Source organism: Mesorhizobium sp. USDA 4132 (genome assembly GCF_056279545.1).
In genome coordinates, this window is the sequence record NZ_JBWCCP010000002.1 from 381,092 (window position 1) to 405,455 (window position 24,364).

A 24,364-nucleotide genomic window follows, 5' to 3' on the forward strand; every position below is an offset into this window, starting at 1 on the left:
CTTATTCGCTACATGCAGCCTGTCTGGCCGGGGAGCGGGCAAGTCAGGCTCTCGGGGAGGAGAGCATGCGAAACCGATTGATTTTGTCCGCCTTGACGGCGGTTTTTTTATCCGTGCCGCCAGTCGCCAAAGCAGAAGTCGGGAACAACCCCGAGACGCTTGCGCTCGCCGGCATTCTGGATAACGACACCTTCGACCGTGCCGGCCTTTCCATCGGCCATCGCGCCCAGTACTGGATGCCGGTCTTCGACACGCTGCTCTATACCGCACCGGACGGCAAGACGATGCCAAACCTGGCCACGGAATGGCACTTTAACGGCGATGGTACGGAGCTGACGCTCAAGCTGCGCGAAGGCGTCAAATTCACCGACGGAACGCCTTTCAACGCCGAGGCGGTGAAGGCAAACCTCGAATATCTGCGCGATGGCGTCGGGCAGAACACCTGGATGGCTGGCGCCGTCCAGAATGTCGAGATCGTAGGCCCGGCAGAGCTGAAGCTGCACCTCAAGGAACCAGATCCGGGCATGCTCTTCAACCTGGCGACCGTGGGCGGCGCGATGGCGAGCCCCGCGACGCTCGGCAAGGCTGATTCCAAGATGCTCCCGATCGGCTCCGGGCCTTACATCTACGACACGGCGCGCTCGGTGACCGGGCGGCAATACGTCTACAAGCGCAATCCGGATTATTGGAATGCCGGCGCCTTTCCGTTCGAAACCATGACGATCACGCCGATCAACGATCTCAGCGCGCGGATGAATGCGCTGAAATCCGGTCAGGTGGATGCCGCCGCGGGTGAAGGACAGGTTGTCCCCGAGGCCGAGGCGAGCAAGCTGACGGTCTCCAGATTGCCGGTGGACTGGCTGGGTCTGTTTCTCTCCGACCGCGACGGCAAAATGGTAAAGGCGCTGTCCGACGTCCGCGTCCGGCGCGCGCTCAATATGGCATTCGATGAAAAAGCGATCCTGAAGTTCGTCGCTAGGGGTTATGGCGAAGTCACGGATCAACCTTTCGTTCCGCCAAGCGAAGCTTTTGATCCATCGCTCGACGGGACCTATCACTATGACCCGAAGGCGGCCCGTGCCCTGCTTGCCGAAGCGGGTTATCCAAACGGCTTCAGCGTCACGATGCCGGATATCGGCACGCTTGCTGCCTATACGCCGATCATCACGCAGCAGCTCAAGGATATCGGCGTCACCGTCAACTGGGTGAAAGTCCCGCCGAACGTCACGATCGCCGAGTTGCTGTCGGGCAAATATCCGATGTTCCTCTTTCGTCTGGGGAGCCAGTCGCCCTGGGCCGACTTCAACAAATTCGCCTTCGCAAACTCCCCCTGGAACACCTCCAAGGCAAAGGACGAAAAACTGGAGGCTCTCCTGAAGACAGCCCAGTATACGCCTCCAGGCAAGGAGCAGAATGCCGCGATGCAGGCCGCCAATCGATATATGGTCGAGAATGCTTTCTTTGCGCCGTGGTTCCGGATCGACAGCATTTACATTTCCAACGCTGAGGTGAAGGTCCAGATGCAGGCGCAGAACATCGTGCCTTGGCCGCGCAATTATGCGCCCGCAAAGTGAGCTCGGATGCCGATGGTACGTTATCTTCTGAGACGGGTGGCTTCCGGCATCGCGCTGCTTTGCCTGGTCTCGACCGTAACCTTCATGATGGTTTTCGGCGCCACGGGCAACGTCGCCCGTAACATCCTCGGTGAGAACGCGACGGTCGACCAGCTGAAGGCGCTGAACAGCCGGCTGGGGCTCGACCGACCGCTGATGGTCCAGTTCGGCGATTGGGTGAGCCATGCCGTCCGCGGCGATCTCGGCCCGTCATGGACGATGAGCGAGAGCGTGGCGTCGGCACTTGCGAGCCGGCTGCCCGTCACCCTGTCAATGGTGACCATCGCCGTGGCGCTGATGGCGCTCCTTTCGGCGATGCTCGGCATTGCCGCGGCCGTCCGCGGCGGCTGGGCCGACCGCGCGATCCAGATCGTCAGCGTCGCAGGTTTCGCCATGCCGAATTTCTGGCTCGGCCTGCTGCTGGTCCTCACCTTCTCGGTCAAGTTCGGCTGGCTGCCGGCGACGGGTTATGTTTCGTTCAGTGCCTCGCCGTCCGCATGGGCGGCTTCCCTGGTACTTCCCGTAACGGCGCTGGTGCTTTCGGGGATAGCCTCGGCCTCCCAGCAGATCCGGGGCGCAGTCATCGATGCGCTCAAGCAGGATTACGTGCGCACACTCCGCGCCCGCGGCGTCAGCCCCCGTTCGGTGCTCTACCGCCATGCGCTGCGCAATGCGATGCCGGCGGCGCTGACGGTCCTTTCGGTTCAGTTCATCGCCCTTCTCGGTGGTGCCGCCGTCATCGAGCGCGTGTTCGCCATTCCCGGCATGGGTTCGTTGACGGTCTCGGCTGCGCTGATCGGCGACGTTCCCGTGCTCATGGGAGTGGTGGTGACCCTCATCATCGTGGTCGTCCTGGTGAACATACTGGTCGACCTCCTCAACGCATGGGCAAATCCGAAGGTGAGGATGTCATGAGCGATATCAACACCGCCCAGCCGCCAATCCCCGCCGCTTCGCAGCGCCGTCATTTCGTCCGTTCGGTGCTCACCAATCCGACAGGCCTTGTCGCTGCGCTGGCGCTGCTGATCGTCATCGCATCGGCGATCTTCGCGCCTCTGCTTGCCCCCAACGATCCGTCCGCCGTCCAGATATTCAAGGTCAATGCCGTCGCCGGTGACGGTTATCTCCTCGGCGGCGACGGTTCGGGACGCGACATATGGAGCCGTCTCCTCCATGGTGGCCGCAACACATTCCTCGGTGCCCTGATCACGGTTGTCATCGCCGCATCCATCGGGGTGACAGCGGGGCTCTTCGCCGGCTTTTACGGCAGGAAACTCGATCTGGTCGCCCGCTGGATTTCCGACGGAATCATGGCACTGCCGGCGCTGATCGTATTGCTCGCCTTCTATCAGGCGCTTGGGGCCTCGATCTACCTGTCGATGGCGGTTTTCGGAGTGATGCTGTCACCGGGTTTCTTCCGGCTTACGCGCAATCTCGTCAACGGGGTCAAACACGAGCTCTATATCGACGCCGCGCGCGTCTCGGGCCTCAGCGATCTCAGGATCATCACGAAGCACATCCTGCTTTCGGTACGGGCACCGGTGGTGATCCAGACCTCAATCGTCGCCGGGATTGCCATCGTCGTCCAGTCCGGTCTCGAATTCCTCGGGCTGGGCGACCCCAGCACGCCGACCTGGGGCGGAATGCTGCAGGATGCCTTCTCCAACATCTATGTCACTCCGCAGGCTATTCTCTGGCCGGGGCTTGCAATCACGGCAACGGTCGCTTCGCTGGTGTTGCTTGCGAATGCCATTCGCGACCGCATGCAGCAGGGCGGCGTTCAGGTGAGAGCGCCCAAGATTCTCCCCCTGGCGGTGAGCGAATCGCTGCCGCAAACCGCATCCGACGTGCTCCTCGACGTGCGGGATCTGGTTGTTGCCTATCCCGCGAACGACGGTTGGCGCGAAGTCGTCAAGGGCGTGAGCCTCAGCCTCAGGCGCGGCGAAGTTCTGGGGCTTGTCGGCGAAAGCGGATCAGGCAAGAGCCAGACGGCGTTTTCCATCCTCGGACTTTTGTCGCCCGGGGGCCGTGTGCTTTCCGGTTCCATCCAGTTCGACGGTATCGAACTGGGGAAGTCTTCCGAAGATGAGCTGCGTACCCTTCGCGGCAAGCGCATCGCCTATGTCCCCCAGGAGCCGATGGCCAATCTCGATCCGGCGTTCCGGATCGGGTTCCAGCTCGTCGAGCCGATGATGACGGTGCTCGGAATCTCTCGGGCGGAAGCGACGCGGCGGGCGCTGAAACTGCTTGCCCGCGTGAAGCTGCCGGACCCCGAACGGGTATTTCGCGCCTATCCACACGAGATTTCGGGGGGCATGGCCCAGCGCGTCCTCATTGCCGGCGCCGTCGCCTGCAGTCCCGACCTTCTGATCGCCGACGAACCGACGACGGCGCTCGACGTAACCGTGCAGGCGGAGGTGCTCGACCTTCTGCGCGACCTGCAAAAGGAGTTCAACATGGCGGTCATGCTGGTGACCCACAATTTCGGTGTCGTGGCGGATAGCTGCGACCGGGTAGCCGTCATGAAGGACGGCAGGATCGTGGAAATCAACACCGTTGCTGACCTCTTCGCCGCGCCGGCGCACGACTACACTCGCATGCTTCTCGGATCTGTCCTCGAAGATGGCAGGACGCGCACATATCGACCACCGACGTCGGAAGGAATGCGGGCATGAACGATCAGATCCTTGTCGATTGCCGCAACGTCAACGTCCATTTCGGCGCCCACCATGTCCTGAAGCACGTCAATCTGACCATCCGCCCCGGTGAAACCGTAGGGCTGGTGGGCGAGAGCGGATCGGGCAAGACGACGCTCGGACGCGCCATTCTCGGCATCGGCCCGGTCAGCTCCGGCGAGATAGTGTTCGACGGCGAGAATATCGCCGGAGTTCCGCCCCGCGCCCGCAAAGGCCAGGCCGCCATCCAGGCGGTCTTCCAGGATCCCTACAGTTCGCTCAACTCGTCGATGACGATCGACGACATCCTGACGGAACCGATTGTTGCGCGCCGCCTCGCCTCGCGTGCCGATGCCTCCCGGCAGGTTCGCAAGCTGCTCGATCAGGTCGCCCTGCCAAGCGACGCGGCGGACCGGTTCGCCCGCGAGTTTTCCGGCGGCCAGCGTCAGCGCATCGCCATTGCCCGTGCGCTGGCGCTGTCCCCGCGCCTCATCGTCTGCGATGAACCGGTCTCGGCACTCGATCTTTCCACCCAGTCGCGGGTCATGGACCTGTTTATCGAGATCCAGGAGCGGACGGGCGTCGCCTATCTTTTCGTTTCCCACGATCTGGCGGCGGTGCGTCACATCTCGCATCGTGTTGCGGTCATGCGTTTCGGCGAGATCGTCGAATTCGGAGAATGCGATCAGGTGACGGCGCGCCCCGCTCACGACTACACCAAGCGCCTGCTTCTCGCCGCGCCCGTCGCCGATCCCGCAAGGCAGGCGGAACGGCGCGCGGCGTTCCGCGCCCTCGCAATGACGGCTTAAACCATGCGCGCCATCGTCCTGATGTTCGACAGCCTCAACCGCCGCCTTCTGCCGCCCTATGGCGACAGGACGGCCCATGCCCCGAATTTCGGGCGGCTTGCGGAAAAGACGGCCACGTTCGACCGCTGTTATGCCGGTTCCATGCCCTGCATGCCGGCCCGGCGCGAAATGCATACCGGCAGGTATAACTTTCTCCACCGGTCCTGGTCACCGATCGAGCCGTTCGACGACAGCGTGCCGGAATTGCTGAGAAACGCCGGTATCTACACCCACCTGGTCACCGACCATCAGCATTATTGGGAGGATGGGGGCGCGACCTATCACACGCGCTTTTCTTCGCACGAGTTCTTTCGCGGCCAGGAAGGCGACCTCTGGAAAGGCATTGTCGAAGGTGTGGATCGCACGCGTCTTGTCGACTTCCTCTACCAGATGAAGCGGCAGGACCCGATCAACCGGACCTATCTCAGAGACGAGCGAGACCACCCGCAAACCCGGACATTCGATGCCGGGCTGCAATTCATCGAAACCAATGCCGGCCAGGACGATTGGATGCTGCAGCTCGAGACCTTCGATCCGCACGAGCCGTTTTTCAGCTATGCCGAATATCACGCGCTCTACCCGGATACCGGCGAGGATTTCGACTGGCCGCCCTATGATCGCGTCACCGAGGCGGAAGAACAGGTCCTCCAGGCGCGGCATCGCTATCTGGCACTGCTTTCGATGTGCGACCGCAATCTCGGCCGGCTGCTTGACATGATGGACGAGAAGAACATGTGGGACGATACGATGCTGATCGTCTGCACGGACCATGGTTATATGCTCGGCGAAAAGGGCTGGTGGGGTAAATCCGTTATGCCGTGGTACGACGATACGATCCACACGCCTTTCTTCGTCTGGGATCCGCGGGCCAGGGTTGCCGGCGAACGGCGCTCCGCGCTCGTTCAGACCATAGACATTGCGCCGACGCTCCTCGACCTGTTCGGCCTCCGGCCGACGCCCGATATGCAGGGAAAACCGCTTCTTGAGACGGTCAGAAACGATGTTCCGGTTCGCAAGGCCGGACTGTTCGGGAATTTCGGGGGGCACGTGTGTGTCACCGATGGCCGTTACGTCTACATGCGATGCTGCGCCACGGAGGACAATTCGCCGCTCCATGAATATACGCTGATGCCGACCCACATGCGCGCCCGCTTCTCCCCGGACGAACTGTCGAAGGCGGAGCTCGCGCCGCCTTTCTCTTTCACCAAGGGAGCCCCCGTCCTGCGCATGCCGGGATGGACGATCCGGGGCCCCTGGGTTTTCGGGACCCTGCTCTACGATCTTGAGACGGATCCCGAGCAGAAAAATCCGCTCAGAGATGATAGAATTGAAATGCGGATGGCCGAGCTGCTCGTCAATCTGATGCGTGCCTCCGATGCACCCTCCGATCAGTTCGAACGGCTCGGCCTTCCCGAGACGGGACCGGTGCGCGGCGAACACCTGCTCATCGAAAAACAATGGGCGCAGGTCGTTTCCAGCCAGCGCAGCGTGGCGCGGGCAAGTGATTTCCCACAAGGGGCTCGGGTGGCGAATATCCCCATCGCGAAGCTTATGGCCGACGAAACGACCCGCCGCATCCTGATTGCGGAGGTTCCTCGTCTTGCGTCCAAGCCGCTGCCCGCGCCACTCGCCGCAAAGACGCTGGTGCAGGCAGCAACGGTTTGGCAGGAACTGGACCTGGAAAAGCTCGAGGCGCTTGAGCGTGCACTCACCGAGCAGGTTTGAACGGAGAGATCGATGCCATCGACACTGGATCATCTGACGAAATCGCCCTTCAACCTCGATCGTGAAGCCCTCGACTGGGTGACCCGGACGTTCCAGGCCCTGGACGATACCGGGCGCGCAGCCCAGCTTTTTAATCTCAATTCGCGCGGTGACGACCGCGAGACGGAGATCGTCCGCCTCGGCGAGCTGCAGCCTGGCGGCATCACCCGTTATTTCGGCGCGGATGGCACGAGGGAACGCGCGCATATGGCAGCGGTTCAGGCCGGGGCCACGGTCCCTCTGCTCGTTTCCGCCGATCTTGAAGGCTCACGCATGAGCCTCTCCTTCGGCACGGCCGTTCCCAACCCGCTGGCCCTGGCCGCCGTCGACGATGTCGAACTGACCGAGGCGATCTCCGACCTGATGGCGCGCGAAGCCCGTTCCGTCGGGATCAACTGGTCCTTCACACCGGTGCTGGATATCAACGCGGCCTTTCGCAGCCCAATCGTCGCAACGCGGGGATACGGCTCGGATCCGGCGCTGATCGAACGTCATGCACTGGCGCAGATGCGCGTCTTCCAGCGCCTTGGCCTTGCCGCGACCGTGAAACATTGGCCGGGCGAAGGGTATGACGAACGCGACCAGCACCTGGTCACCACCATCAATCCACTGTCGATGGAAGAATGGCGAGCCACCTTCGGTCTGCTCTACAAGGCCGCCATCGATCAGGGGGTCAAGTCGGTCATGTCGGCGCATATCGCGCTGCCGGCTTATGTCCTGGAATGCGATCCCGATGCGGGCGAAGAAGCCTATCTGCCGGCTTCGGTCTCCGCGCCGCTCAATACCGCGCTCCTGCGGGGCGAGTTCGGCTTCAACGGCCTGATCGTCTCCGACGCCAGCGAGATGGCAGGCCTTTCGGGCGTGATGCCGGCGCATGACGCGAAGATCGAGATCATCGCGAGCGGCTGCGACATGGTTCTTTTCTCCTCCAAACCGGAGGCGGAAATCGCTGCGGTGCGTGACGCCGCCCATTCCGGGCGCATTCCAGCGGAGCGTTTCCACGACGCGGTCACACGCGTCCTCGCCCTGAAGGCCTCGCTCGGCCTGCATCGCGGCGTCGCGATGCCGGTCCATGTGAGTGAACCGTCTGCCCAGGAAGTGGCCAGCGAGGCTTTTGCTCGCGCGCCCACGCTGGTGAAGGACAGGAACGGTACGCTGCCGCTCGATCCTGAAAAGCATCGCCGTATCCTTGTCGTTTCCGGCGGTATCGTTGAGCCGATGCAGAATGCGAGGCTGGATTTCAAGCTGCCGGAAATGCTGGCCGCCGAGGGCTTCGAGGTGACCCTTAACCCCTATGGCACGCCGCTCGATACGGACGGGCACGACCTCGTCTTCTATCTGTTCGGCGAAGAGACGCTTCTGACGCGCGGGCGTATTTTTCTGGATTGGCGGGCACTTCACGGGGACTTCAGGGCCGCCATGAAACGGCCTTGGACGAGCCTGCCGACGGTGATGATTTCCTTCGGTTTTCCCTATTATCTCTACGATGCCCCACGGGTGCCGACCTATATCAATGCCTATTCCACCCATGAGGCGATGCAGGCCGCTGTGGTGGAGGCGCTGATGGGGCGCAGGCCGTGGAACCGGAGGAGCCCCGTCGATCCCTTCGCTGGAGCGTTTGACGCGCGATATTGATCGGCTTGGAATGCATGTGGGGCTCAGCGATCGACGAGGCGCCATCTGCGATCAAGGACTATTGTCCTTTCCAGCTACGACGTCATAGGCAACCCGAAAGCCTGTATTGCTCGAGGCGCTATCCGGGGAAAGGCCCATCCGCGCCGCGATGCGGTACCGATAGCAGTAGCTTTTGTGGCAGAGGAACGAGCCGCCCTTCAGCACCTTGTCGGAAAAGCGCTTGGCATGCTCGTTTCGCGCCTTTGCCTGTTTCGACAGTGAGCGCACCTTGAAAGGGTCGGCGGTCCATTCCCAGACATTGCCGGCGAGATTATAGAAACCGGCCTCGTTGGGGGCGAAGCTGCGCGCCGGCGCGGTGCCGAAATATCCGTCCTGCAGCGTGTTGGTGTCGGGAAAGCGGCCCTGCCAGATATTGCAGAAGATCGCCTCGTCGGTCGGCTCCTCCTCGCCCCAGGGATACCGCCGGCGGCGGTTGCCGCCGCGTGCGGCATGCTCCCATTCCGCTTCTGTCGGCAGACGGCCGCCGACCCATCGCGCGAATGCGAGCGCATCGTTCCAGGAGACGTGGGTGACCGGATGGTCAAGCCGATCGTCGATCGAACTGCCGCGGCCTTCCGGTTGCCGCCAGGTGGCCCCGTCGACGCGCGTCCACCACGGGGTTCCCACGACACCACCCGTCGCAAGACTGCTGTCACCGAGCAGCGATGCGAACACGGCCGACGAGCCGAACCGCTCCGATTCCGTCACATGGCCGGTCGCCTCGACGAACTGGGCAAACCGACGGATGGTGACCGTCTCGACCTCGAGGTGAAAATCCTGCAACGAAATCCTGCGCTCCGGCCCCTCGCCATCGGCGGAGATTACCGGGTCATGGGTTCCAACGAATGTCTCGCCCCCCTTGATGGCAATCGCTTCCCCTCGGATGCCGGCAGAGACCGTGTTTGCCGGTGCGACAGATATTGCCTGCTCCGTCTCCCGCCTTGATCCTGAACAGCATCCACTCATTGCGTCTTCCTGATGTATCTTATTTCGTCTTGCGGATTTTTCAGGCCGCCAACCTTCTGATCTTCGGTGGTCCACGACTTCGCTTTGGCAAACATATAAACGCTCCATTGCGGGAATGCCAAAAGCATTTGGGCGATCGAATGATAGACGGACTTTCGTCCTTTCAGCGGGCCATTGTTCCTTGAGGGAGCTCTGTTGACTAATTGATCAACTCGGCTGACAAAGACGGCGATAAAGAGAGGGAACATTCATGGCCGACGAAGAAAACATCGAGCTTTCTACCGTGTCTGCGACGGCTGAATCCGCGCCGGCGCCGTCCGTTGCCAAGAAGGCGGCCTCTCGACGAAAAAAAGCTTCGGTCGAACCTGTTCGCGCCACATCGAAGGCGGCTTCATCAACGAGGTCTAAAAGGCATACGGACGAAGGCAAGCTTGAAAAGCTGGGACAGATCGACGCCCAGCTGGCAAACGGGGTAACGCTCAAGGACGCAGTCAAGACCGTCGGTATTTCGGACCAAACATATTACCAATGGAAGAAGGCCGTAAAGTCCGAGGGCGCCGTTCGGAAAGCGCCTGTTTCTGTTCCCGTTACCGACGATCTTGCCGAGTTCACCCAGCTCGAAGAGGAGAACCAACGGCTTCGCAAGCTGTTGGCGGAAAAGTTGCGCACCGAGAATGCAGAACTGCGCAGACGACTCGGTCTTGAGTGAAGCCGACACCGGAATCTCGCGTCATGTGCCCAATTTGACTACAAGGTTCATTGGCTAGCCGATAAAGACAAAAGGCTTGTGGGACCCGCTCGATAGCGCAGGACTCGGCAATCGACATATCCACGCTGAGAGACAGATGAAGACCACACGGCGCAACTTTGTTGTCGAGTACAAAACCAATCGACGGCAGCCGAAGACCCCAGCAAACTCGATCTGGGGTGATACGGATTTGAGGGCACTGGCCCGGGCGGTGGAAAGCGACACGTCGCTGCCACATCGCATCCAGCCGATTGAGGAGCGCCCGCGAACCTCCGCCAATGCCGCGGTCACGTCCGAACGAGTGAAGCTGGAGCCGAGCATTGAAAACGGCCATCGCGCCGACGATCCAGGAACAATCCTTTCATTGGACGGCGAAGCCGGTTCATCGCCGCCGCCTCAAATCGAATTGCCGGCGGCAATTGATGCTCAGCCATCCCCCGAAATGGTAGCGGTAGTAAGAGATCACGTACCGTTGTCGAGCGCCGAGAAGCCGCACGTAAACGTTCAGACCATCGAAATTGTCACGCCGTCCGGAAAGGACCATCCTCAGCGATGGAGTGTCCATCTGCCGGACGTGGTTTCGGATGACGATCTGGCGGCGCTCGACGCCGAGAACAGGCGGCTCAAAAAGCTGCTGGCCGACAAACTTCGGACCGAGAATGCTCGCCTGACGAACATGCTTCAGCGGCTCGGCAGCTTATAGTCGGCTTGAGAAGTCGGACCCAGCCAACCGGACATCGCCAACACAGGTTCCGAACTACCGTCAATCGGGAACCACGACCAGTTTGCCGACGAAATTCTTGGCCATGAAGTCCGTTTGGGCGTTGTGGAATTTCGACAACGGATAGACGCCGCCGACGAGCGGTCGGACCTTTCCGCTTTCGATATAGCCGACGAGGCGGCGAAAATCGGCGCGGCTTCCCTGGCTGGAACCGTGCAGCTCCAGCTGCTTCAGATACATCGTCCTGAGATCGAGCTGGACGACCGGACCTGCGATTGCCCCCGCGGTCGTGTAACGGCCCTCGGGGCGCAGGATTTTCAGAAGATCGTTGAACATCGGGCCGGCCACGAGATCCGCGACCACGTCGATCGGCGCCCCGCCCGTAGCTTCGGTCACCGCCTCGGCAAGGTCGCCTTCCCCGCGCGTCACCACGGCCTCGGCGCCGATCTCGAGTACGGCGGTTTCCTTGCCAGGGCCGGCGACGGCGATCGGGATCGCGCCGCGCGCCCGCGCAAGCTGAATGATTGCCGAGCCGACGCCCCCCGAGGCACCGGTGACGAGTACCCGTTCCCCGACCGAAAGCCTGGCTCTTTCCAGCATTCTCTCGCCGGTCAGATAGGCGCAGCAGAAAGTCGCAAGCTCGATGTCGGTCATGGTGGTGTTGATCACGTGGGCGTTTTCTGCCGGCAGCGCCATGTATTCGGCATAACCGCCGTCGCGTCCGTGGCCCATGTAGTCGATGTAGGCAAGGCTATCGTCCTCGCGGTTGTAGATGGAGAAATCGACCATCACCCGCTCGCCGATCCGTGTCGGATCGACACCCTCTCCGACGGCAACCACGTGACCGACGGTATCGGCGCCCTGGATGCGCGGAAAGGTGAGCGTATTGCCCTGCCGTCGCCATGTGGAAACGGCGCCGGGATCCTCCTCCGTACCGTAGGCGCCCTGGCGCACCCAGACATCGGTATTGTTCATGCCGCAGGCCGCCACGCGGATGAGGACCTCGCCGGCGGCAGGTCTGGGCACCGGGACGTCTCGGCTATAGACGAGTTTGTCGAGCCCACCATGGCCGGTCAGCAGGACAGCTGCCATCGTTTCGGGGATAGAGGCCATGTGTCTTCTCCCGTCAGCGGTTGGGGAAGACACTGTCGATCGCCTCGGCCGTCGTCTTGACGACGATATCCGCTTCCTCGCGGGTGAGGCAAAGCGGTGGCGCAAAACCGAGAATGTCGCCCTGGGGCATGGCACGGCCGATGACGCCGCGTTCCAGAAGCGCTGCTGCGATTTGTGGGCCGATCTTCTGGGAAGGATCGAAGAACCTGCGATCGTCCTTGTCCTCCACGAATTCCACGGCCGCCATGAGGCCATCGCCCCGGACGTCGCCGACATGCTTGTGGCCGGCAACGGCCTTGGCCAGTTCGGAGCGGAAATAGGCTCCGGTCTCGGCAGCATTCTGCACCAATCCCATCTCGTCGATCAGTTCGAGGTTGGCGATGCCGGCCGCCGCGCAGATCGGGTGCGAGGAATAGGTCCAGCCGTGGCCGATCGCGCCGAGCTGGTCCGAACCCTGCACCAGGACCTGCCAGAAACGGTCGGAGACGATCGTGCCGGACAGCGGCGCATAGGCGGAGGTCAGGCCTTTGGCGATGGTGATGAGATCCGGTTTCATGCCGTAATGGTCGGAGCCGAACATCGTGCCGAGGCGGCCGAAACCGGTCACCACCTCGTCGGCGACGAGCAAGATGTCGTATTTCTGGAGTACGGCCTGGATCTTTTCCCAATAGCCCCTGGGCGGCGGCACGATGCCGCCGGTGCCGAGGATGGGCTCTCCGATGAAGGCTGCGATTGTCTCCGGGCCCTCCGACAGGATCATCTCCTCCAGCTTGTCGGCACAATATTGCGAGAACTGTTCCTCGCTCATCGAGCGGTCCGGGCGGCGGAAGTAATAGGGCGCTTCGGTATGCAGGATCGGCACGCGCGGCAGGTCGAAGGCCTTGTGGAAGAGTTCGAGGCCGGTGAGACTGCCGGTCATGACGCCGGAGCCGTGATAGCCGCGCCAGCGCGAGATGATCTTCTTCTTTTCCGGCCGCCCGAGGACGTTGTTGTAATACCAGATCAGCTTGATGTTGGTCTCGTTGGCATCGGAGCCGGAAAGACCGAAATAGACCCTGGACATGCCTTCCGGGGCCCGGTCGATGATCATCTTCGAAAGCGTGATCGACGCTTCCGTGCCGTGCCCGACATAGGCATGGTAATAGGCCAGGTTCCGGGCCTGTTCGGCGATTGCATCGGCGATTTTCTGTCGGCCGTAGCCGACATTGACGCAGTAGAGACCAGCAAAGGCATCGAGGCTGGTGCGGCCGTCGCGGTCAGTGATGTAGACGCCTTCGCCGCTGCCGATCACCCGCGTCGGCGTTTCGCCGCGCGCATGCATGCCCATATGGGTCGACGGATGGAAGAAATGATCGCGGTCCCAGGCGGTGAGTTCGTTGTTTCTTTCGAGCATTGGCTTTTCCTTCAAGATTATGGGATCGGTCAGCAGGCGGTGTCGATGCAGAGGTATTTGAGCTCCGTGAAAGCCTCGATGCCGTGGCGGGAGCCCTCGCGCCCGAGGCCGGATTGTTTCCAGCCGCCGAAGGGAACCGGCCCGCCGGTGATCTTCACGCGGTTGATCGCCACCATTCCATATTCGAGCGACCGCCCGAGGCGCATCTGCCGTGCGCCGTTTTCAGTGACAACGTAAGCGACGAGCCCGTATTCGGTGTCATTGGCGCGGGCGACGACCTCGTCTTCCGTGTCGAAGACGGCGACGGCGGCAACCGGCCCGAAAGTCTCCTCGCGCATGATGACCGCATCGTCCGGTACATTGGTGATGAGTGTCGGCTCGAAGAAAAGCGGACCAGCCTTGTGGCGTCTGCCGCCGGCAAGCAGCCTGGCGCCCTTGTCGAGCGCATCCTTCACCTGTGCCTCGATCTTCATTACGGCTCGTTCGTGCATCAGCGGGCCTATGTCGACGCCATCAGCCAATCCGTTGCCGACCGTGAGGGCGGCGATCCGTTTGGCAAAGGCCGCGTTGAAGGCTTCGAATATGGATCGCTGCACGAAAATCCGGTTGGCTGCGAGGCAGTCCTGGCCGGAGGTCGCGAATTTGGCGGCGACCGCGATATCGGCGGCGCGATCGATGTCGGCGTCGTCGAACACGATCAGCGGCGCATGGCCGCCGAGTTCCATCACCAGCCGCTTCATCGTCGGCGCACATTGCGCGGCGATCAGGCGACCGATCTCGGTGGAGCCGGTAAAGCTCATCGCCCGCACCCGCGCATCTTGGCAGAGCCGGCCGACGATGCTGGCGGCATTGCCGGTCACGACGTTGAACACGCCCGCTGGCATTCCCGCCCGTTCGCCGAGCTCGGCCAGCGCCAGCGCCGAAAGCGGCGTTTCGCAAGAGGGGTGCGCGACGACCGTACAGCCGGCGGCAAGTGCCGCAGCCGCCTTGCGGGTGACCATGGCGGAGGGAAAATTCCAGGGCGTGACGATGCCGGCAACGCCGAGCGCTTCCCGCCGCACGATCATTTCGACGCCCGGAAGATGGCTGGTGACGCTCTCGGCGTTAACCCGTTTGCCTTCCTCGGCATACCATTCGATGAAGGAGGCGGCGTAGTCGATCTCCCCGCGGGACTCGGCAAGCGGCTTGCCCTGCTCCAGCGTCATCAAGAGAGCCAGATCCTCCCTGGCTTCGAGCATCAGCCGATGCCATTCCTTCAGGATTGCGGCCCGCTCCTGCGGCAACTTGGCCCGCCAGACGGGAAAGGCGGTCGCGGCAGCATCGATCGCTGCATCGGTTTCCTCAGCGCTAAGACTCGCGACCCACGCGAGGGTTGCGGAGGAAGCGGGGTCGGTGACCTGGAAGCTTTGGCCGTTGGCGCCGGCAACCCAGCGCCCATCCACATAGGCAAGGTCGCGCAGCAGGTGGCGGTCGGCGAGCCGCGTCAGGGCCTCGTGATAGGCGGGGCGTGCAAAAATTGCAGTCATGGCCAGATCCTCGTTCGGTCGTGGCGCAAGTATCGCCTTGCCGATGCGAGAGATTGTCCATTCGCGAGGGGAAAAAGAGAGAGATGGTCTAAACTGGCCGGGCCTTGCGGAGAGATTGTCTACGACCGCTGGTCGATATCCGGCTCGAACAGGGCGGTAACGGGCACGCCCGTTTCCTCCTTCACCGTCTTGGTGACGATATAGGTGAAATAACGTTCGATACCGAGTTCGCGATCGAGCAGGTCGTCGATCAGGCGTTGATAGGCGTCGATGTCGAGGGCCACGATCTTGGCGATATAATCGACGCCGCCGCCGACCGACCAGCAGGCGGTGATCTCAGGGATAGCAGCGATCACCCGTTCGAAGCGCTCGAAATCGCCCTGGCGATGGTTGGCGAGCGTGATCTCCACCATGACGCTGGCGATCGGCGCGATCTTCCTTGGCACGAGCCGGGCATGATAGCCGGCGATGATGCCTGCCTTTTCCAGCTTTCGAAGACGCATCCAGCAGGGCGTCGGCGAAAGGCCGACCTTTTCGGCGAGCGCTAGCTTGGTGATCCGGCCATCACCTTGGACCGCCTCGAGAATGCGCAGATCGATGGCGTCGAGTTTCATATGGTTTCCTGTCGTGCGGTTGTTGAGGAAGACAATGAAAATTCGTTTTGCCATTGTCAATTGAACTGATTTTAAGCACAGTAAAATCATGACAAATTGGCGCCCCGATCCCTCCCAGCTCCGCCGACCGGCCTATCTTTCGCTCGCCGAGCAGATCGCCCGCGCCGTCCAGGAAGGAAAGCTCGTCAACGGGACCAAGCTGCCGACCCACCGCCGTATGGCGGATGATCTCGGACTGTCGATCCAGACGGTCAGCCGGGCCTATGACGATCTTATCCGCCGAGGGCTGATTTCCGGCGAAATCGGGCGGGGCAGCTTCGTGCAGACGCAGGCGCGGGAGCCCGAACCGCCTTACCTGCCCGAACGGCTGGGTGAGGTCATTGACCTTTCGATCCTGAAGCCGGTCTGCGAGCAGATCCATGTCGAAAAATTCCGGCAGGCCTTCGCCTGGCTTTCTGAAAACCTGCCGGCGAGTTCGGCCCTGTCGTTCCGGCCGAATATGGTGTTCCCCCGCCATCGGGCTATCGCGACCGAATGGCTGGCACGCTGCGGCCTGGATGTTTCGCCGCTGAATGTCAGCGTGACCAACGGCGCAACATCGGGAATGACGGTGGCCCTGATGAGCGTCGCACCGCCCGGCTCGACCATCGCCACGGAAGTGGTCAGCCATCATACCCTCGTTCCGCTTTCCACCTATCTCGGCCTGCATCTGGAAGGGCTGGCGATCGACGAGGAGGGCATGATCCCCGAGGCGCTCGACGAGGCCTGCCGCAAAGGTCCGATCCGGGCGATCTTCCTGCAGCCATCCGTCATCAATCCCATGGCGGCTCTGATGAGCGCCGGTCGCCGCGAGGCGCTTGCAGCCGTGGCCGCCAAGCATGACATAGCGATCATCGAGAACGACGTCCTCGGGCCCATGGTGGAGGGCCGCGCGCCGCCGATGGCCGCCTTCGCTCCGGAACGGACGCTCTACGTGACGAGCTTCACGAAAATCACCGTTCCTGGCCTGCGCATCGGTTATCTCGTCGCGCCGGACCGTTATGTGGCGGCGGTTGCCAACCGGCATCTAGTCTCCAACTGGATGGCAACGCCCGCAATGGCCGAGATCGCCACCCGCTGGGTCAGCGACGGCACCGCCATGGAACTCGTCAACTGGCAGCGCCGCGCCCTCGTCAGCCGTCATGCCATCGCCGCCGAGACGCTGGCAGGTCTGTCCTACCGAGCGCATCCACAGAGCCTGCACGTTTGGTTGCCGCTTTCCGGCAGTCACACCGAAGATGCTTTCGTGGCGCAGGCGCGGCTACGCGGCGTCGGCATTGCACCGGGCAAGTCGTTCCATACGACGGATCACGGATGGACGCCGGCCCTGCGCATCTCGCTGGGGTCGACAACGGAAAGCGAATTGCGCACTGGGCTCGCAATCGTCGCGTCGCTGGCGCAGGGAAACCCCGAAGAGCTGCTGCTTGCGATTTGATGCAAGCGCCTGCCGTTTGTGCAGGCGGAGAAATATTGTCATGATATTATTTTCCGAATTGACATGATTTCGTGAGGCCGTCATCGTTGACGCATTGCTTGTCTCAACAGGGAGAGACATGAATGCCATCGCCCATCATCCGCATCGACAGCATCGTCAAGAGATACGGCCCACTGACCGTTCTCGATGGTCTGTCGATGAATGTGATGCCGGGCGAGAAGCTGGCGCTGATCGGCCCTTCCGGCTCAGGCAAGACGACGATCCTGCGCATTCTGATGACGCTGGAATCGATCAGCGGCGGCCATATCGAGGTCGACGGCGAGCAGCTTTATCACATGAAGAAGGGCGCCGATCTGGTTGCCGCAGACGAGCGCCATCTGCATCGCATGCGCAAGAAGATCGGCATGGTCTTCCAGCACTTCAATCTGTTTCCGCACAAATGCGTCCTCGACAATGTCACGCTCGCGCCGATGCTCACCCAGGGTGCGACACGTGCCGATGCCGAAAAACGGGCCATGGATCTGCTGGACATGGTCGGCATGGCGGACAAGGCGAAGGCGGTGCCGGCACAGCTTTCCGGCGGCCAGAAACAGCGTGTCGCAATCGCCCGGGCGCTCGCGCTCTCTCCGAAGATCATGCTGTTCGACGAAGTGACATCAGCACTCGATCCGGAACTCGTCGAGGAGGTGCTGAATGTCATGCGGCGGCTCGCGGCCGAGACCGACATGACCATGCTGCTGGTGACCCACGAGATGGGTTTTGCCCATGATTTCGCAGACCGCGTGTTGTTTTTCGATCGCGGCAAGATCGTCGAGGAGGGCGGACCGGATGAGATTTTCCGGAACCCCAAGCAGGAGCGCACCCAGACCTTCCTGCGCAAGATCATAGCGGCCGGGCACCGCGTCTGACCGCCAAAGGCAGCGATATAGCCCGAAGACATCGGGAAAAAACCAGAGGAGTAGGGAACAATGAAAACGAGAATTTTAGCATCGGCCGTCAGCATTTCGGTCCTCGCCGCCATCGCGGGCGGTATTTCTGCATCCGCAGCGGACCTGAAGCAGTTGAAGGAACAGGGCTTTGCCCGCATCGCCATCGCCAACGAGCCGCCCTATACGGCAGTCGGCGCCGACGGCAAGGTTTCGGGTGCCGCGCCCGATGTTGCCCGCGTCATCTTCGAGCGTCTCGGCATCAAGGAGGTGGTGGCTTCGATCTCCGAATATGGTGCGATGATCCCAGGCCTGCAGGCCGGCCGCCACGATGCGATTACCGCAGGCCTGTTCATGAAGCCGGAACGCTGCAACGCGGTGGCCTATTCCGAGCCGATCCTTTGCGATGCGGAAGCATTCGCCCTCAGGAAAGGCAACCCGCTGAAGCTGACGAGCTACAAGGACATTGCCAACAATACGAATGCCAAGATCGGCGCCCCGGGTGGCGGCACCGAGGAGAAGCTGGCCCTGCAGGCTGGCGTGCCGCGTGAGCGCGTCATCGTCGTGCCGGATGGGCAGAGCGGCATCAAGATGCTCCAGGATGGCCGCATCGACGTCTATTCTCTTCCGGTCCTGTCGATCCACGATCTTCTGGACAAAGCGAAGGATCCGAATCTCGAAGTCGTCGCACCGGTGGTCGGCGCGCCGGTGTATTGCGATGGCGCGGCCTTCCGAAAGCAGGACGTCGCCCTCCGCGATGCGTTTGATGGGGAGCTCAAGAAGCTGAAGGAATCGGGTGAGTTTGCCAAGCTTATCGAACCCTATGGTTTCTCCGCCAAGGCAGCCATGTCGACCACTCGCGACAAGCAATGCACTGCCGCCCAGTAAACGGCCGAACTGAGGTGGACGGAGCGGCTCATGTGCCGTTCCGCCACCGATCGCGATGGCCTTGGGCCGTCTCTGCACTGTCTCGGATGATGGGAAGTTTCCGCTGATGTCGGTCTGGTCCGGCTATTTGACGCTGATCCTCGAGGGGGCGCTGGTAACGCTGCAGCTGACCGTTATGGGTTCGGCTCTGGCGCTGGTGATGGCTTTCCTGGCCGGCCTCGGGCGGCTTTCGCGCTTCTTTGCCGTGCGGGCGCTTGCGACGACCTATATCGAGTTCTTCCGGGGCACCTCGATCTTCGTCCAGCTCTTCTGGGTCTATTTCGTCCTTCCCTTCGCGGGCCTCACCCTCACGCCGCTTCAGGCGGGCGTTCTGGCTTTGGGGCTGAATGTCGGGGCTTACGGGGCAGAAGTTGTGCGCGGTGCCGTGAAGGCGGTCGGGCGAGAACAGACCGAGGCCTGCATCGCCCTCAATCTCTCCCGCTTTCAGCGGATGCGCCATGTCATCCTGCCGCAGGCGCTGCCGCTGATGCTGCCCACCTTCTGCAACAACGCCATCGAGCTTTTGAAGGGCACGGCCGTAGTCTCGCTGATCTCGCTGACGGATCTCACCTTCCAGGCGCAGGTCGTCCGTGCCCAGACCGGCAATACGCTCATTCCCTTCGCGACGATCCTCTTTCTCTACTTCGCCATGGCCTGGGCGATTTCCACGGTGATGCGCTGGCTGGAGCGGCGGGTGACGCGCAGCCTCGACGGCGTGAGGACCTGACCATGGAGTGGGATTGGGATTTCGTCTGGCAGATCATGCCGACCCTTCTCGAAGGGTTTAAGATCACTCTCCTGGCAACTGTTCTCGGTGCGGCGGTGGCGGCGGTGGTCGGTCTCGGTCTGGCCATCGTGCGACGCTCGTCGATCACCGCTGTCTCGCGTACGGTCGGCTTCGTTTCGGAATTCATCCGCGGCACGCCGCTTCTCGTGCAACTCTATTTCATTTTCTACGTGCTGCCGGATATCGGCATCCGCCTCTCGCCGCTGGTCGCCGGCGTCATCGGAATCGGCGTCCACTATGCCACCTATACCGCCGAGGTCTATCGCGCCGGCATCGAGAATGTGCCGCGTGGCCAGTGGGAAGCGGCAAAGGCGGCCAATCTCACGACAAGGCAGGCCTGGATCCACGTCATCCTGCCCCAGGCGGTGCCGCCGATGATCCCGGCGCTCGCCAACTATTTCATCGCGATGTTCAAGGAAACGCCGCTGCTTTCGGCCATCACCGTGCTGGAGCTGATGAACCAGGCAAAGAGCATCGCCAACAGCAACTATCGCTATATCGAGCCGATGACGCTCGTCGGCGTCTTCTTCCTCGTGGTCAGCCTGATCTCGGTCCTGGGGCTGCGCTGGCTGGAGGAACGTTATGCCAGGATGGACGACTGAGATGACTTGCGCTGAGATAAGCCTCGCCGGCCGAAAGCCGCGACTGGACGATCGCCCGCTTCAGAAACGCATCGGTCTGGTGATCCTGGCCACCGACCATACGACGGAGGTCGACTTCCAGCGCATGGTCGCGAGCGACCGCATCGGCGTTTATGTCAACCGCATCCCGTATGCCAATCCGACGACGCCTGAAAATCTCCTCAGGATGCAGCCGGTGCTGACCGAGGGCGCCTCGTTGATCTTGCCGGGCGAGACGCTGGATGCGGTCATGTATTCCTGCACGTCCGCCTCCGTGGTCATCGGCGATGCCCGCATCGAGGAGGCGATCCGCGCCGCCAAACCCGGCGTTCGCGTGGTGACGCCGACGGCTGCGGCCGTAAAAGGCCTGCGGGCTATCGGTGCAAGCCGAATTTCGATCCTGACGCCCTATACCGTGGAGACGAGCCGGCCGATGGCCGATTATTTCGCCGGTCTTGGCTTCACGATCGACAGGTTTACCTGCCTGGGTTTCGACGACGACCGCGAAATGGCGCGCATTGCACCGGACGAGATCGTTTCGCTCGCCCGCGATGCAATCGCACCGGTTTCGCAGGCGCTTTTCATCTCCTGTACGGCGGTGCGCGCCGCCCAGGTCGTCGCCCGTATCGAAGCCGAGATTGGCAGGCCTGTCGTCAGCAGCAACCTCGCCACCGGTTGGGCCTGCCTGCGGCTTTGCGGGGAAACAGCATCGCGTCCTGAACTGGGAACGCTGATGACCAAGCCCTATCCGGAAGGCTGAGACCATGAGCGGGAAGACCTTGCCGATTCAACTTGACGATATCCGCGCCGCTGCAGTCCGCATCGATGGCCGCGTGTGCCGGACGCCGATGGTGGCATCGGTCGTCCTGAGCGAGCGGACGGGCGTACCGGTTCATCTGAAGTTCGAACACCATCAGACCACCGGCAGCTTCAAGCTGCGCGGTGCGACGAACGCCATCCTTTCGCTGACGCCGGAGGAGCGGACGCGCGGTGTGGTGGCGGCCTCCACAGGCAATCATGGGCGGGCGCTCGCGTTTGCCGCGAGAGCGGAAGGTGCCGTCGCAACCATCTGCATGTCGTCGCTCGTGCCGGAAAACAAGGTCGCGGAAATCCGCCGCCTCGGTGCGCGCGTGCGCATCATCGGACGTTCGCAGGACGAAGCGCAGGAAGAGGTGGACAGGCTGGTGGCAGAAGAGGGGCTGGTCATGGTGCCGCCTTTCGATCATCCGGCCGTCGTGGCGGGGCAGGGTACCCTCGGCCTTGAGATCGTCGAACAGGTGCCGGAGATCGGAACAGTTCTGGTGCCGCTGTCCGGCGGCGGGCTTGCCGCCGGCATCGCTGCCGCGGTGAAGGGACTGAGGCCGCAGGCGCGGGTCATCGGCCTGACGATGGAGCGCGGCGCGGCAATGAAGGCGAGCCTGGATGCGGGCAGGCCGGTTCTGGTCGAGGAAGTGCCGAGCCTTGCGGATTCGCTCGGCGGCGGCATCGGGCTTGATAACCGCGTGACGTTCGCGATGTGCCGGGATCTCCTCGATGGCGTCGTCCTTCTCTCCGAAGCGGAAATTGCAGCCGGCATCGCACATGCCTATTCGGCCGAGCGCGAGGTGGTCGAAGGCGCCGCCGCTGTCGGCATCGGGGCGCTGCTTGCCGGAAAGGTCAAAAGCCTTGGGCCCATCGTCGCACTCCTCTCCGGCCGCAATATCGACATGGAACAGCACCGGCGGGTGATCAACGGTGACGCCATCCATGGAAAGGACGCCGCATGAGCCGGATCGTCATTCTCACCGAAAAGGATCTGCGCAAGCTTGTTCCGCTCGACGGCGAAGCGGTCGTCTGCATCGAGGACGCTTTCCATGCGCTCGCCACCAAGCCGGTCGCCATGCCGCCGATCCTACGCCTCGATATTCCCGAGCATCGTGGGGAAGTGGATGTGAAGACGGCCTATGTGCCGGGTATCGAAGGGTTCGCCATCAAGATCAGCCCCGGCTTCTTCGACAATCCGAAGATCGGCCTGCCGAGCACGAACGGCATGATGGTCCTGCTGTCCAGCCGCACGGGCCTCGTGCAGGCGCTGTTGCTCGACAACGGGTATCTGACCGATGTCCGGACGGCTGCGGCGGGCGCAGTTGCGGCAAAACATCTTTCGCGTCCGGACTCGACCGTTGCGGCGATTTTTGGCGCAGGCATGCAGGCGCGGTTGCAACTGGAGGCTTTGGCGCTGGTCCGGCCGATTCGTGAGGCGCACATCTGGGCGCGCGACCTCGGGAAAGCCAAAACCGTTGCCGCGGAATTGACGGCCAGGCTTGGCATCACAGTAACGGCCGAGGCCGATCCTGTGATCGCCGTCGCCGGTGCCGATATCGTTGTCACGACGACCCCATCTGAAATCCCGATCCTGAAGGCGGAATGGCTCCAGCCCGGCCAGCATGTGACCGCCATGGGTTCGGATGCCGAACACAAGAACGAGATCGACCCGGCAGCCATCGCCAAGGTCGATGTCTACGTCGCCGACAGTCTGAAACAGACGCGCCGGCTCGGGGAACTGCATCATGCCGTCAAGGCCGGGCTCATTTCACCGGATGCCGAATTTTCCGAGCTTGGGCAAGTCATCGCCGGCATCCGCCCCGGACGCGAAAACGCAGGACAGATCACACTCGCCGACCTCACCGGGACCGGCATCCAGGATACCGCCATCGCCACGCTCGCCTTCGCGCGGGCGGATGCCGCCGGCGCTGGCACCGCATTTGAAAGCTGAGCCGGCCTTGCGCCGGATAAGAAGGGAAGAAACATGACCCAGCCCAATCTCAAATTCTCGCGTGGGGAATATGCCGCGCGGCTGGAAAAGACCCGGCATGCCATGGAGGCGAAGGGGGTCGACCTCCTGATCGTCAGCGATCCATCAAACATGGCCTGGCTGACGGGTTATGACGGCTGGTCGTTTTATGTGCATCAGGCCGTCATCGTGCCGCCGTCCGGCGAACCGGTCTGGTTCGGCCGCGGCCAGGACGCCAACGGTGCCAAGCTGACTTCCTATCTCAGCCAGGAAAATATCGTCGGCTATCCCGATCATTACGTGCAGTCGACCGAGCGACACCCGATGGATTATCTCTCCGGTATCCTGACGGATCGCGGTTTCGGCACGCTGACGATCGGCGTCGAGATGGACAATTACTGGTTCTCCGCGGCCGCCTTCGCCTCGCTGCAGAAACATCTGCCGAACGCCCGCTTCGTGGACGCGACCGCGCTCGTGAACTGGCAGCGTGCGGTGAAAAGCGAAACCGAGATCAAATACATGCGCAACGCCGCGCGGATCGTCGAGGCGATGCATGCCCGTATCTTCGACAAGATCGAGGTCGGCATGCGCAAATGCGATCTGGTCGCCGAAATCTACGACGCAGGCACCCGCGGCGTCGACGGCATCGGCGGCGACTATCCGGCGATCGTGCCGCTCTTGCCGTCAGGTGTCGAAGCCTCCGCGCCGCACCTGACCTGGGACGACCGGCCGATGAAGAGGGGCGAGGGCACCTTCTTCGAGATCGCGGGCTGCTATAATCGCTATCACGTGCCGCTGTCGCGCACGGTTTTCCTCGGTAAGCCGACGCAGGCCTTCCTCGACGCGGAAAAGGCGACGCTAGAGGGCATGGAGGCAGGTCTTGCGGTGGCCAAGCCTGGCAATACCTGTGAGGACATCGCCAATGCCTTCTTCGCGGTGCTCAAGAAATACGGAATCGTCAAGGACAACCGCACCGGCTATCCGATCGGCCTGTCCTATCCGCCGGACTGGGGCGAGCGCACCATGAGCCTGCGCCCAGGCGACCGCACCGAGCTGAAGCCTGGCATGACCTTCCATTTCATGACCGGCCTCTGGCTCGAGGACATGGGTTTCGAGACAACCGAGAGCATCCTCATCACCGATACCGGGGTCGAATGCTTTGCCAACGTACCGCGCAAGCTGATGGTCAAGGATTGAGACTG

Annotated in this window: 22 protein-coding genes; 17 read left to right on the plus strand and 5 right to left on the minus strand. The window is 62.2% G+C overall.

The window, feature by feature from the left end:
• Positions 1-65 precede the first annotated feature (65 nt).
• Genes ACZ9IU_RS24575 through ACZ9IU_RS24600 form a run of 6 tightly spaced genes read left to right on the plus strand, consistent with a single transcriptional unit; the run spans position 66 to position 8,535 of the window.
• Positions 66-1,574, plus strand: a complete 1,509-nt coding sequence (locus ACZ9IU_RS24575) for an ABC transporter substrate-binding protein (protein ID WP_040125485.1) — start codon at positions 66-68, stop codon at positions 1,572-1,574.
• A 6-nt stretch (positions 1,575-1,580) separates the two neighbouring features.
• Positions 1,581-2,528: an ABC transporter permease gene (locus tag ACZ9IU_RS24580; RefSeq protein ID WP_498957805.1), complete on the plus strand. Its 948-nt coding sequence runs from the start codon at positions 1,581-1,583 to the stop codon at positions 2,526-2,528.
• Positions 2,525-4,288, plus strand: a complete 1,764-nt coding sequence (locus tag ACZ9IU_RS24585) for a dipeptide/oligopeptide/nickel ABC transporter permease/ATP-binding protein (RefSeq protein ID WP_040125484.1) — start codon at positions 2,525-2,527, stop codon at positions 4,286-4,288. Before ACZ9IU_RS24580 ends, ACZ9IU_RS24585 begins: the two co-directional genes overlap by 4 nt.
• Positions 4,285-5,097 (plus strand): ATP-binding cassette domain-containing protein, encoded by an 813-nt coding sequence (locus ACZ9IU_RS24590; protein WP_040125483.1) that lies wholly within the window; start codon positions 4,285-4,287, stop codon positions 5,095-5,097. Before ACZ9IU_RS24585 ends, ACZ9IU_RS24590 begins: the two co-directional genes overlap by 4 nt.
• A 3-nt stretch (positions 5,098-5,100) precedes the next feature.
• Positions 5,101-6,861 (plus strand): sulfatase family protein, encoded by a 1,761-nt coding sequence (locus ACZ9IU_RS24595; RefSeq protein WP_040125482.1) that lies wholly within the window; start codon positions 5,101-5,103, stop codon positions 6,859-6,861.
• 12 nt (positions 6,862-6,873) lie between these two features.
• Positions 6,874-8,535: a glycoside hydrolase family 3 protein gene (locus tag ACZ9IU_RS24600; protein WP_040125481.1), complete on the plus strand. Its 1,662-nt coding sequence runs from the start codon at positions 6,874-6,876 to the stop codon at positions 8,533-8,535.
• A 51-nt stretch (positions 8,536-8,586) separates the two neighbouring features.
• On the opposite strand, the gene ACZ9IU_RS24605 is transcribed toward ACZ9IU_RS24600, so the two are convergent.
• Entirely contained in the window at positions 8,587-9,540 is a 954-nt protein-coding gene (locus ACZ9IU_RS24605; RefSeq protein WP_040125480.1) for a formylglycine-generating enzyme family protein, read from the minus strand.
• Positions 9,541-9,790: 250 nt separating this feature from the next.
• Between ACZ9IU_RS24605 and ACZ9IU_RS24610 the strand changes: the two genes are divergently transcribed.
• Entirely contained in the window at positions 9,791-10,249 is a 459-nt protein-coding gene (locus ACZ9IU_RS24610; RefSeq protein WP_040125478.1) for a transposase, read from the plus strand.
• A gap of 136 nt (positions 10,250-10,385) precedes the next feature.
• Positions 10,386-10,991 carry a hypothetical protein gene (locus ACZ9IU_RS24615; RefSeq protein WP_040125477.1) on the plus strand — a complete coding sequence of 202 codons (606 nt, stop codon included), beginning with the start codon at positions 10,386-10,388 and terminating at the stop codon, positions 10,989-10,991.
• 60 nt (positions 10,992-11,051) lie between these two features.
• Here the strand turns inward: ACZ9IU_RS24615 and ACZ9IU_RS24620 are convergent, their stop codons facing one another.
• The 4 genes from ACZ9IU_RS24620 to ACZ9IU_RS24635 all read right to left on the minus strand — a co-directional run bounded on the left by ACZ9IU_RS24620 (position 11,052) and on the right by ACZ9IU_RS24635 (position 15,655).
• Positions 11,052-12,122, minus strand: coding sequence for an alcohol dehydrogenase family protein (locus ACZ9IU_RS24620; protein WP_040125476.1), 1,071 nt, complete (start codon positions 12,120-12,122; stop codon positions 11,052-11,054).
• A gap of 13 nt (positions 12,123-12,135) precedes the next feature.
• Positions 12,136-13,515 (minus strand): aspartate aminotransferase family protein, encoded by a 1,380-nt coding sequence (locus ACZ9IU_RS24625; protein ID WP_040125475.1) that lies wholly within the window; start codon positions 13,513-13,515, stop codon positions 12,136-12,138.
• 29 nt (positions 13,516-13,544) lie between these two features.
• Positions 13,545-15,041 carry an NAD-dependent succinate-semialdehyde dehydrogenase gene (locus ACZ9IU_RS24630; protein WP_040125474.1) on the minus strand — a complete coding sequence of 499 codons (1,497 nt, stop codon included), beginning with the start codon at positions 15,039-15,041 and terminating at the stop codon, positions 13,545-13,547.
• Between the two features lie 119 nt (positions 15,042-15,160).
• Positions 15,161-15,655, minus strand: a complete 495-nt coding sequence (locus tag ACZ9IU_RS24635; protein ID WP_040125900.1) for an Lrp/AsnC family transcriptional regulator — start codon at positions 15,653-15,655, stop codon at positions 15,161-15,163.
• 88 nt (positions 15,656-15,743) lie between these two features.
• On the opposite strand from ACZ9IU_RS24635, the gene ehuR reads away from it, so the two are divergent.
• The 9 genes from ehuR (at position 15,744) to doeA (ending at position 24,359) form a co-directional block, all read left to right on the plus strand.
• Positions 15,744-17,129, plus strand: coding sequence for a MocR-like ectoine utilization transcription factor EhuR (ehuR, locus tag ACZ9IU_RS24640; protein ID WP_040125473.1), 1,386 nt, complete (start codon positions 15,744-15,746; stop codon positions 17,127-17,129).
• A 122-nt stretch (positions 17,130-17,251) separates the two neighbouring features.
• Positions 17,252-18,037 carry an ectoine/hydroxyectoine ABC transporter ATP-binding protein EhuA gene (gene ehuA, locus ACZ9IU_RS24645; protein ID WP_040125472.1) on the plus strand — a complete coding sequence of 262 codons (786 nt, stop codon included), beginning with the start codon at positions 17,252-17,254 and terminating at the stop codon, positions 18,035-18,037.
• A 60-nt stretch (positions 18,038-18,097) separates the two neighbouring features.
• Positions 18,098-18,943 carry an ectoine/hydroxyectoine ABC transporter substrate-binding protein EhuB gene (gene ehuB / locus ACZ9IU_RS24650; protein ID WP_040125471.1) on the plus strand — a complete coding sequence of 282 codons (846 nt, stop codon included), beginning with the start codon at positions 18,098-18,100 and terminating at the stop codon, positions 18,941-18,943.
• Positions 18,944-19,049: 106 nt separating this feature from the next.
• Positions 19,050-19,709: an ectoine/hydroxyectoine ABC transporter permease subunit EhuC gene (ehuC, locus tag ACZ9IU_RS24655; protein WP_040125899.1), complete on the plus strand. Its 660-nt coding sequence runs from the start codon at positions 19,050-19,052 to the stop codon at positions 19,707-19,709.
• Positions 19,710-19,711: 2 nt separating this feature from the next.
• Positions 19,712-20,371, plus strand: a complete 660-nt coding sequence (gene ehuD / locus ACZ9IU_RS24660) for an ectoine/hydroxyectoine ABC transporter permease subunit EhuD (RefSeq protein ID WP_040125470.1) — start codon at positions 19,712-19,714, stop codon at positions 20,369-20,371.
• Between the two features lies 1 nt (position 20,372).
• Positions 20,373-21,149, plus strand: coding sequence for an ectoine utilization protein EutA (gene eutA, locus ACZ9IU_RS24665; protein ID WP_040125469.1), 777 nt, complete (start codon positions 20,373-20,375; stop codon positions 21,147-21,149).
• Between the two features lie 4 nt (positions 21,150-21,153).
• Positions 21,154-22,155, plus strand: coding sequence for a hydroxyectoine utilization dehydratase EutB (eutB, locus tag ACZ9IU_RS24670; protein WP_040125468.1), 1,002 nt, complete (start codon positions 21,154-21,156; stop codon positions 22,153-22,155).
• A complete protein-coding gene (gene eutC, locus ACZ9IU_RS24675; RefSeq protein ID WP_040125467.1) occupies positions 22,152-23,144 on the plus strand; it encodes an ectoine utilization protein EutC in 993 nt (330 codons plus the stop codon). The genes eutB and eutC overlap by 4 nt, the downstream gene beginning before the upstream one ends.
• 33 nt (positions 23,145-23,177) lie before the next feature.
• A complete protein-coding gene (doeA, locus tag ACZ9IU_RS24680) occupies positions 23,178-24,359 on the plus strand; it encodes an ectoine hydrolase DoeA (RefSeq protein ID WP_040125466.1) in 1,182 nt (393 codons plus the stop codon).
• Positions 24,360-24,364: the final 5 nt, after the last annotated feature.

Excerpts from the sequence above, each read along its gene's own strand:
- ACZ9IU_RS24575 (WP_040125485.1), top strand. The coding sequence starts at position 66 with ATGCGAAACCGATTGATTTTGTCCGCCTTGACGGCGGTTTTTTTATCC.
- ACZ9IU_RS24580 (WP_498957805.1), top strand. The coding sequence starts at position 1,581 with ATGCCGATGGTACGTTATCTTCTGAGACGGGTGGCTTCCGGCATCGCG.
- ACZ9IU_RS24585 (WP_040125484.1), top strand. The coding sequence starts at position 2,525 with ATGAGCGATATCAACACCGCCCAGCCGCCAATCCCCGCCGCTTCGCAG.
- ACZ9IU_RS24590 (WP_040125483.1), top strand. The coding sequence starts at position 4,285 with ATGAACGATCAGATCCTTGTCGATTGCCGCAACGTCAACGTCCATTTC.
- ACZ9IU_RS24595 (WP_040125482.1), top strand. The coding sequence starts at position 5,101 with ATGCGCGCCATCGTCCTGATGTTCGACAGCCTCAACCGCCGCCTTCTG.
- ACZ9IU_RS24600 (WP_040125481.1), top strand. The coding sequence starts at position 6,874 with ATGCCATCGACACTGGATCATCTGACGAAATCGCCCTTCAACCTCGAT.
- ACZ9IU_RS24605 (WP_040125480.1), bottom strand. The coding sequence starts at position 9,540 with ATGAGTGGATGCTGTTCAGGATCAAGGCGGGAGACGGAGCAGGCAATA.
- ACZ9IU_RS24610 (WP_040125478.1), top strand. The coding sequence starts at position 9,791 with ATGGCCGACGAAGAAAACATCGAGCTTTCTACCGTGTCTGCGACGGCT.
- ACZ9IU_RS24615 (WP_040125477.1), top strand. The coding sequence starts at position 10,386 with ATGAAGACCACACGGCGCAACTTTGTTGTCGAGTACAAAACCAATCGA.
- ACZ9IU_RS24620 (WP_040125476.1), bottom strand. The coding sequence starts at position 12,122 with ATGGCCTCTATCCCCGAAACGATGGCAGCTGTCCTGCTGACCGGCCAT.
- ACZ9IU_RS24625 (WP_040125475.1), bottom strand. The coding sequence starts at position 13,515 with ATGCTCGAAAGAAACAACGAACTCACCGCCTGGGACCGCGATCATTTC.
- ACZ9IU_RS24630 (WP_040125474.1), bottom strand. The coding sequence starts at position 15,041 with ATGACTGCAATTTTTGCACGCCCCGCCTATCACGAGGCCCTGACGCGG.
- ACZ9IU_RS24635 (WP_040125900.1), bottom strand. The coding sequence starts at position 15,655 with ATGAAACTCGACGCCATCGATCTGCGCATTCTCGAGGCGGTCCAAGGT.
- ehuR (WP_040125473.1), top strand. The coding sequence starts at position 15,744 with ATGACAAATTGGCGCCCCGATCCCTCCCAGCTCCGCCGACCGGCCTAT.
- ehuA (WP_040125472.1), top strand. The coding sequence starts at position 17,252 with ATGCCATCGCCCATCATCCGCATCGACAGCATCGTCAAGAGATACGGC.
- ehuB (WP_040125471.1), top strand. The coding sequence starts at position 18,098 with ATGAAAACGAGAATTTTAGCATCGGCCGTCAGCATTTCGGTCCTCGCC.
- ehuC (WP_040125899.1), top strand. The coding sequence starts at position 19,050 with ATGTCGGTCTGGTCCGGCTATTTGACGCTGATCCTCGAGGGGGCGCTG.
- ehuD (WP_040125470.1), top strand. The coding sequence starts at position 19,712 with ATGGAGTGGGATTGGGATTTCGTCTGGCAGATCATGCCGACCCTTCTC.
- eutA (WP_040125469.1), top strand. The coding sequence starts at position 20,373 with ATGACTTGCGCTGAGATAAGCCTCGCCGGCCGAAAGCCGCGACTGGAC.
- eutB (WP_040125468.1), top strand. The coding sequence starts at position 21,154 with ATGAGCGGGAAGACCTTGCCGATTCAACTTGACGATATCCGCGCCGCT.
- eutC (WP_040125467.1), top strand. The coding sequence starts at position 22,152 with ATGAGCCGGATCGTCATTCTCACCGAAAAGGATCTGCGCAAGCTTGTT.
- doeA (WP_040125466.1), top strand. The coding sequence starts at position 23,178 with ATGACCCAGCCCAATCTCAAATTCTCGCGTGGGGAATATGCCGCGCGG.